Source organism: uncultured Algibacter sp. (genome assembly GCF_947487605.1).
Lineage (GTDB): Bacteria > Bacteroidota > Bacteroidia > Flavobacteriales > Flavobacteriaceae > Algibacter_D.
Map to the genome: position 1 here is coordinate 1 of NZ_CANKXK010000047.1, position 994 is coordinate 994.

The 994-nt window shown below is 32.7% G+C and carries 1 protein-coding gene; it reads right to left on the reverse strand.

Annotation, left to right across the window (positions count from 1 at the left end; genetic code table 11):
- Nucleotides 1-213: 213 nt before the first annotated feature.
- On the reverse strand, nt 214-888 hold the full coding sequence (locus Q0739_RS14860) for a M24 family metallopeptidase (RefSeq protein WP_298239523.1): 675 nt from the start codon (nt 886-888) through the stop codon (nt 214-216).
- Nucleotides 889-994: the final 106 nt, after the last annotated feature.

Below are 994 nucleotides of genomic sequence, written 5' to 3' on the forward strand. Positions count from 1 at the left end.
TTTCGTGTCGAATTTCTTTTTGGTTTATTAATTCAGATATTTTATCAATATACGGTTTCATCTAATGTTGCCTAACGGTTACGTATAAGAATAGTGCGGTTTTGTGTGCGAGGATTTTCCGAAGGAAAATCAGAAGCTAACAAAAGAGTACTAACTCTTGAGTTAAGCACTAATTTAAGCATTATTTTTATACAATGTTGTGCGTTCGTTTTTTTAAGTTAATAATTGCTCATAGAATCCTCCGATTTTATTTTCTCTATCTACAAAATGCATTTCTAATATCCAATTTCGTTTTTGTCCATTGATGTCTAAGTCAAACATATCATTATGATTGTCTGGATGTACATACAATTGATAGTTTCCAGGCTCTAATCTTTCGTGTGGAAATTCTCCGATTAAGTGTCCAGCTATTTCTCCACCAAATTCCCATCCATATTCTTTCGCTTTGTTCACAGCAAACTCAAATAATTTTGAAGCTTTAAGTTCTGTCTGTTTGTCAAACCAATTTTTTGTTTCCTGCCACGCTATTTCTATATCGTTTTTTAATTTCAGTTTTACAGGGTCTTTACCGATTACGTATGTCCGTCCTAAATCTGCTTCCCAGTTTTCGATGATTGGTCCAAAATCAAAAAATAATATATCATCTTTTTGAATTGTCTTATTTGGTGGATTTTCTTTATACGGGTGTAATGTGTTTTCTCCACATCTAACAATTCTTTTGTGCCAATGTTTTTCAATATTGAATAATTCTTTTGCTAAATCAAAGACTTCTCTATTCAATGTTTCTTCGTCTTTACCATCAATTATTAGATTTCTAGTTTCGACTTCATTAAACAATTCAATAGCGATTTTTTCCGCTTTGACTAAGTTCGATTTAACTAAATTCATATTTCAGGTTTTGAGTGATTTTAATGACGCACAACGTTTTTGTGTATGGAAAGTGCGGTTTTGTGCGCGAGGATTTTCCGCAGGAAAATCGGACGCAACAAAAGTG

What these genes read in the sequence shown, in the direction of transcription:
- Q0739_RS14860 (WP_298239523.1), bottom strand. Translation starts at nt 888, where the DNA reads ATGAATTTAGTTAAATCGAACTTAGTCAAAGCGGAAAAAATCGCTATT.